The organism is Neobacillus drentensis (genome assembly GCF_036962765.1).
Taxonomy (GTDB): Bacteria; Bacillota; Bacilli; order Bacillales; family Cytobacillaceae; genus Neobacillus; species Neobacillus drentensis_C.
Genome location: NZ_JBALOS010000104.1, coordinates 1901 through 9270 on the forward strand (window position 1 = coordinate 1901; position 7370 = coordinate 9270).

The 7370-nt window shown below is 39.2% G+C and carries 7 protein-coding genes; 1 reads left to right on the forward strand and 6 read right to left on the reverse strand.

Going from position 1 to position 7370, the window contains the following annotated elements:
• Window positions 1-19 precede the first annotated feature (19 nt).
• The 3 genes from V7137_RS14130 to V7137_RS14140 form a co-directional block, all read right to left on the reverse strand.
• Complete coding sequence (locus V7137_RS14130; RefSeq protein WP_335698678.1) at window positions 20-715, reverse strand: LrgB family protein; 696 nt, start codon at window positions 713-715, stop codon at window positions 20-22.
• A complete protein-coding gene (locus V7137_RS14135; protein WP_335698679.1) occupies window positions 696-1076 on the reverse strand; it encodes a CidA/LrgA family protein in 381 nt (126 codons plus the stop codon). Before V7137_RS14135 ends, V7137_RS14130 begins: the two co-directional genes overlap by 20 nt.
• A gap of 253 nt (window positions 1077-1329) precedes the next feature.
• Entirely contained in the window at window positions 1330-1809 is a 480-nt protein-coding gene (locus tag V7137_RS14140; protein WP_335698680.1) for a PaaI family thioesterase, read from the reverse strand.
• A gap of 240 nt (window positions 1810-2049) precedes the next feature.
• On the opposite strand from V7137_RS14140, the gene pepF reads away from it, so the two are divergent.
• On the forward strand, window positions 2050-3864 hold the full coding sequence (gene pepF / locus V7137_RS14145; RefSeq protein ID WP_335698681.1) for an oligoendopeptidase F: 1815 nt from the start codon (window positions 2050-2052) through the stop codon (window positions 3862-3864).
• Window positions 3865-3927: 63 nt separating this feature from the next.
• On the opposite strand, the gene V7137_RS14150 is transcribed toward pepF, so the two are convergent.
• The 3 genes from V7137_RS14150 to V7137_RS14160 form a co-directional block, all read right to left on the reverse strand.
• Window positions 3928-4374 carry a flavodoxin domain-containing protein gene (locus V7137_RS14150; RefSeq protein WP_335698682.1) on the reverse strand — a complete coding sequence of 149 codons (447 nt, stop codon included), beginning with the start codon at window positions 4372-4374 and terminating at the stop codon, window positions 3928-3930.
• 2 nt (window positions 4375-4376) lie between these two features.
• The gene (locus V7137_RS14155) at window positions 4377-5423 is read right to left on the reverse strand and encodes a ribonucleotide-diphosphate reductase subunit beta (RefSeq protein WP_335698683.1); all 1047 of its coding nucleotides are present in this window, start codon (window positions 5421-5423) and stop codon (window positions 4377-4379) included.
• Window positions 5424-5457: 34 nt separating this feature from the next.
• A partial coding sequence (locus V7137_RS14160; RefSeq protein ID WP_335698684.1) for a ribonucleoside-diphosphate reductase subunit alpha occupies window positions 5458-7370 on the reverse strand: 1913 nt, incomplete at its 5' end.

Consider the following 7370-nt stretch of genomic DNA (forward strand, 5'->3'; position numbering starts at 1 on the left):
CAAGTTTAACAGAGCCTATTTAAAAAAGGTAAAGATGTAATAATAAAGGTATCATAATAGACATGATCAATGCGGAGGTAATCATCGCTAAGCTCCCCATCACCCCTTCTATTTCTCCCCATTCAAAGGCACGGTTGGCACCAATTGCCTGGGCTGAGGTTCCTAACGCTAATCCCTTAGCAATTCTGCTTCTAATCCGAGTAAGATTTAAAAGAAATGGCCCAACCATTAAAGAAAAAACCGCAGAAATACAAACAAACAAAATCGTTAGTGACGGTATCCCCCCTAATGACTGGGATACTGATAGGGCAATGGGAGCAGTGACCGATTTTGGAATTAGGGACAACATAATTTCCTTATTCATGTGCAAATACTTCGTCAACAAGACAATTGAAATTACACCAGTTAATGTGCCTGGCATAACCGCCCAGAAAATAATTACGAAATTTTTTCTAATAATTCTTACATGTCTATATAAGGGAACAGCGAGGGACACAGTAGCAGTTCCTAATAAAAGTGAAAATATACCTGTTCCAGAAGAATATTGGGCAACATGTATATGAGAAAGCGTCAATAAACCAATGATGAACACTGTTACAGTATATAACGGATTTAACCATGCCTTGTTATAAGTTTTAAACACCTTATTTCCTGCTGCATAACTCATCACAGTAATGCTGGTACATAACAATATATTAGAAATCATTGTTCCCATTTTGTTTACTCCTTTTTCTTTTAGTTTCTAAATACTCAGCAATAAAAGCTGTAACAAGTAGGACAACCAGGCTGCTTGCTGCTAGGATGATTGCTAATTTTATTCCTTCTACTCTAAAAATCCCTGCAAAATGCCAAACACCTACAATAAATGGAATAAATAGAAGCGTTATATGTCTGATATGCAACTGGGCGCATGCTTCAACCCATTTGAGCTTACAAACACCTGACACCAATGCAATAAATAAGAGGGCCATACCAACAATACTTCCTGGGACAGGAAGATCCAGCCAAGTAACGAGCCTTGTTCCGATCAAATATATGACTAATATTGTGAGAAACTGAGCAATAGTACGAACCATTTGGCTCACCCCCCTGCTTTTAGTCTAATGACCCATTATTTTTTGACAAATGGAGTCACTTATTTCTCTAACGTCAGTATTGCATACCTTATTGAGTTTTTCTGTAAATGTGGAATGGTTTCTAACATAAATTTTATAAAATTGATTACCTACATGTTAATAAAACTGACTTTTTTTCGAGATACCCTTCATAAAGTAAAAAAAAGCCGATTCCCAATAGTAGGACCGGCTAAAACTGAATTTATTTAATTTCCTATTTAAGAAAGGATTTAGGCATAACAACACAGACGACCTCTCCACGAGCACAAATTACATCATTGGCGTAAACTTCCGTCTCAACCTTAAACTTTTTAGGGTGAATTTCATGTACGGTTCCAATTGCTTTTAAAGGTATACCATGTGGAGTGGGCTTGAGGAAGTTCACATTTAAGGAAGCAGTTACGAACCTTGGAGGCTCCGCTCCATCCCCAGTTTCATGGCCATTTTTCCGATGAAGGGCTAGTGCTGCCGAACCAGTCCCATGACAATCAATTAATGAGGCAACAATGCCGCCATAAACAAAACCTGGAAGTGCTAGATGTTCTGCTTCTGGTGTGTAAAGAGTTACTGTTTGCTCACCCTGCCAGCCAGTTCGAAAATGATGTCCCCCTTCATTCAATCGACCACAGCCATAACACCAAGCAAAATCATCCGGATACTCATCTTGAATTGCATTAACTACCTCTTCAGTCATTTAGATCTCCCCCTATACTCTCTAGGTAAATCCCACACATACGTTTCACTCTGCGCATTTAGAAAACGCTTTCAGTATCTACCAATTAAATAATACCATCAAAAAAAATAAGCGGTCAACCAATAGACCAAATATTAAGAATTCTGTAGTGGGTGCCTGACACCAACTATTTTTTGACACAATTTTCTAAAATTCTATGATAAAATTTAGTAAATTCGAAAGATTTGAGGAGGAGATTTAATGAAAAAAACAGTTGGGAAACGGTTGACCCGCTCTGAGGTTTCTGAAGAATTGACTTGGAATCTAGTTGATTTATTTCCTTCTGAGCAAGTCTGGGCAGCTGAATTGTATGTGATTGAGAAAGAAATAGCGCAGTTTGCTAAATTTAAAGGCACCTTACATACAGGTTCAAAAGCTTTATTAGACTGTTTAAGTGCACAAGAACAGCTTTCAATGCGAATTATAAAAGCCTGGACATATGCAGATCTAAAACAATCTGCTGATGGAACAGACCCAGTGAATCAGGCAAATTCCGCTAAGTTTTCTGCCTTACGCACAAAAGGGATAGCTGTCTTATCCTTCATTCATTCTGAAATCCTTGCACTTAAAGAGGGAACAGTTGAAAAATACCTTCGAGAAGAACCAGATCTGGAACCATTCCGTAAAAACCTTGTAGAACTACTTGAGACGAAAAAACATAAGCTCTCACCAGAAACGGAAGAAGTACTGGCTTCTCTTGGTGAACTGCAAGGAGCCCCTTATCAAATCTATCAAATGACCAAATTAGCAGATATGGAGTTTACTCCGATTCATGATTCAGAAGGGAACGAACAGCCTGTATCCTTTGCCTTATTTGAGAGCAAGCATGAATTTTCACCTGATACTGATACTCGCAGAAAAGCTTATGACTCATTCGTTTCTACTCTTAAACAATATAGAAATACGATGGCAGCAACATATGCGACAGAGGTGAAAAAGCAAGTAACAATCTCTCGCCTGCGCAAGTATGAATCCGTAGAGCAAATGCTTTTAGAACCGCACCAAGTTACTCTGGAAATGTACAATAATCAGATCGATATCATATATAAAGAATTGGCCCCGCATATGCGCCGTTTCGCCCAATTAAAGAAGAAAGTTTTAGGACTCGACGAAATGCTTTTCTGTGATTTGAAAGCGCCACTAGACCCAGATTTCAATCCAACAATAACCATTAAAGAAGCTAGTGAAGTAATCTTAGAATCACTAAAAGTATTGGGACCTGAGTACGTCGGGATCATCGAAAGGGGCTTTAAGGAGAGATGGATAGACCTTGCTGACAATGTTGGAAAATCAACGGGTGCCTTCTGTTCCAGCCCTTATGGGGCCCACCCATATATTCTCATCACATGGCAGGATAACATGCGTGGATGTTTCACCTTAGCACATGAATTCGGTCATGCTGGGCATTTTTATTTATCGAATAAAAATCAGCGCATCATGAATGTCCGTCCTTCTATGTATTTTATTGAAGCACCTTCAACAATGAATGAAATGTTATTGGGTCACCATTTGCTTGCTGGAACGGAAGATAAACAGATGCGCCGCTGGGTAGTCCTACAGCTGCTTGGAACCTACTACCATAACTTTGTCACTCATTTACTCGAGGCAGAATATCAGCGCAGAGTCTACGGTCTTGCGGAGGAAGGCATAGCCCTTACTGCTAAAACATTATCAGAGGTTACTGGTGCAGTCCTTTCCGAGTTTTGGGGTGAAACGGTTGAAATCGATGAAGGTGCCAGCCTAACCTGGATGCGCCAGCCTCACTACTATATGGGCTTATATCCTTATACCTATTCAGCAGGATTAACGGCATCGACAGCAATTGCTCAACTGATTCTGGAAGAAGGTCAGCCAGCGGTTGAAAGGTGGCTCGATGTCCTTCGTGCGGGTGGAACAATGAAACCACTTGAGTTATTGAAACATGCAGGTATCGACATGTCGAGACCAGATCCAATTCGGAAAGCGGTTGAATATGTTGGGTCATTGATTGAGGAACTTGAACAGTCTTATCAGTAAAATCAGGTGAAATACTAATGGGGATACGATCAACACTAAAAGGGTAGTCCATCCGTTGATGGACTACCCCATACCTTTCTTTCGCTTTAAACCTTTAACAAGACTATTTACAAACCTTTGACACTTAAGAATATCATTCATTTGTAAGCTTAGCTCAATCTTCAGTGTCACCATTAAATTTGTGTGAACGTACAGCATATCTTTAAATTCATCAACAGCTCCACAAAACTTCGGGTACCCACTATCTCCCGTACCAACCACTCCTGTAAGGACTCCCTTTACATCCAACTTTTCGAAAGCACGATATAACTCCATCATTTCTAGAGGAATTTCTCCATTTCCCCAAGTGTAAGTACCAATCACAACAGCCTCGTAGTGAATTACATTCATAACAGGAAATTCGTCGATTCGAAAAAGTGTGACATCAATCTTTTCCTCTAAAAATAACTGCCGAATCAAATGAACTACATCTTTTGTATTTCCCGTTTTTGAGGAATAAACAATAGCCATCCTCATAATTCATCGAAGCCATTTGATTGGGTTACCTTTGCATAGGTCCTCGCCTTCTGTTCAAAGAAATCGGATTTTGTTTCATTTATCATTTCATCGCTGAAAACATGGATCCATGGCATTGGGTTGATCCTTTCGCTGAATAAGTTCGGTAATCCAAGCTGGCGCAGACGTTTATTTGCAAGGTATTCTGTGTACTCTTCGTACTCATTCAAGTTAATGCCTTCTATATCTTTCAAAATCACATGGGCCCATTCTTTTTCAAGCTGCACAGCTTGTCCAACTGTCTTATACACATAATCAATATTCGCGTCTGTATTCAATTCCGGATGTTCTGTTAAGAGAATTCGTAGAAACTGGGCCATGAAATATGCATGCTGCATTTCGTCACGTTGAATATAACTAATCATTGTACTTGTCTTAAGCATTTTTTGCTGACGGGCAAGATGGTAGAAAAAAGCAAAGCCTGCATAAAAATATATTCCCTCAAGATTAATAGAATTTACACCTAATTGAAATACATTTTGAGGTGTAGGATTCTCTCGAAATCTTTCATAAGAATCCAAAATGAGTTGATTTCGTTTTTGCACAATGGGATCACTTTTAGCTTGATTGAAGCGATCATTTTGTTCACTTAAAGGTACAAGTGAACTTAGAATATAGGAGTATGATTCATTATGCACTGCTTCCTGCTGGGCAATAACCGCAAATATTGCTTTAAAACTAGAATCAGTCACATAGTCCATCACCTGACACATGGTAGGTGTCTGCAGGCTATCTAATGAAGCGAGTTGTGTATTAATGCGCAAAAAAACATCTTGTTCTGTTGAACTGAGCAGGTCCCACTGTTTAATATCATCCTGCATATTAATCTCTTGCGCCTTCCAAAAGTTGGACAATAATGTCTGATATAAATCATATATCTGCGGATAGGCAATATCATTCCAATTAAGCAGTCCAGATGATTGTCCGTTAATAATCCCTGTTGATTTATTAGGAAACTCTGGATTTAACAGTTTTATTTTTGACATTGGTAAATGAATATCCATATGGATTTCTCCTCCACTCTATTCTTAATAGATGTTAGCTATGGCATGCTTCACATTCATCAATTTCTGTTTGCGAAGTGCTTCTTACATAATAAGTTGTCTTCAAACCATGCTTCCAAGCTTCCATGTGAAGGTTAAGCAGGTCCTTGGCCTTAATATCATGCCTAACATAAAGGTTAAAGCTAATCCCCTGATCAATATGCCGTCCGCGTGCTGCATTCTGTTTAATACTCCAAAGTTGATCTAATGCATGTCTCGAACGACGATAATAGTCATACGTCATATGGTTTAAATCAGGTGCAGTGACTTTAAATTTAAAGTTCTTCTTTTCCTCTGCATATTCAACAGCATAAATTGGATCGATTCCATCTGTGGAACCTCCTATCTTGGCAGTTGATGAGTTCGGAGCAATGGCCATTAACCAACCATTTCTTATGCCATGCTTAGCTACATCATTCTTTAACTCATTCCACCTTTCTGATTCGTATCCTTTCCGCTCAAAATACAATCCAGTATGCCAATCCGAACCTTTAAACTTGCTATATGCCCCTTTCTCTTTTGCCAGTTCCATGGACGAACGGATCGTAAAATAGGCGATTTCCTCATACAAACGATCTGCATACTTTACCGCGGCTTCAGATTCCCAATGTATTCCTTTTAGTGCTAATAGGTGGTGCCAGCCAAACGTACCAAGCCCTACTGCTCTGTACCTTTTATTTGTTAATTGAGCTGGTCCAACCGAGATAGTATTTAAATCTATTACGTTATCGAGCATTCTAACTTGGATCCGAATTAAACGCTCTATGCCTTCTGAAGGAACCGTTTTTGCCAGATTAATAGATGATAAATTACAAACTACAAAGTCACCTGGTTTCCGAACCATGACGATATTGCCGTCTTCATCTTGGTATTCATTAACAATTGTTGTTGCGGACATATTTTGCGCAATTTCTGTACATAAGTTACTGCAGTAAATGGAAGTCCTTCCCTTTCCCATTACATGCTTATTCGGATTTTGCCTGTTTACTTCATCACGATAGAACATATATGGCGTTCCTGTTTCTAATTGGGCAACCATGATACGTGTCATAATATCCATTGCACGATAGGTTTTTCGAGGAAGTAGCGGGTTATTTGTGGCCTCTTCATATTTCTCGGAAAAATACTTAACATCCGTTTCATCATAAAAATCCTCAAGGCCGAGAAGGTTTCCCTGGTCATCCTTCCAACCCATAACTTGTTTTACTTGATGGGGACAAAATGTATGCCACTGTCCAATACTTCTGCCCTGTTCATCTTTCTCTTCCAATTTTTTCATAAATAAATCAGGTATGGAGACACCAGTGAAAATATCATGGGCTTTACGGCGTTCATCCCCGTTATTTGTTTTCAAATCGAGAAATCCATTCATGATATCTTTATGAAACAAATCTAGGTAAACAGCAATGGCACCTTGACGTTGACCTAACTGATCGACACTGACCGCTGTATCATTTACCAATTTAATCCACGGCACCACACCAGAAGAGTTTCCTTTGAATTTCTTTATATCAGAACCAAGGGCGCGAACTTTGCCATAATAGATGCCTATCCCTCCGCCATCTTTACTTAGCCTCGCAATATCCCAGTTATTTAAATAAATACCATCAAGGGAATCGTCTACAGTATCAATAAAGCAGGAAGAAAGTTGCCCATAGCTTTTGCCGGCATTCGCTAAAGTCGGAGTTGCAACCGTCATATATAAATTACTTAATGCCCAGTAAGCTTCCTTTACAAGATGGAGGCGGATAGGCTGCCTTTCATACTTCATAAGTGTCATGGCAATAATCATGAACCGTTCCTGTGGGAGTTCATATACATTTCGATTATGATCTTGAGCAAGATAGCGATCCGCCAGTAAAAACAACCCTATGTAATTAAATAAAAAATCTTTATCTGGATTAATCT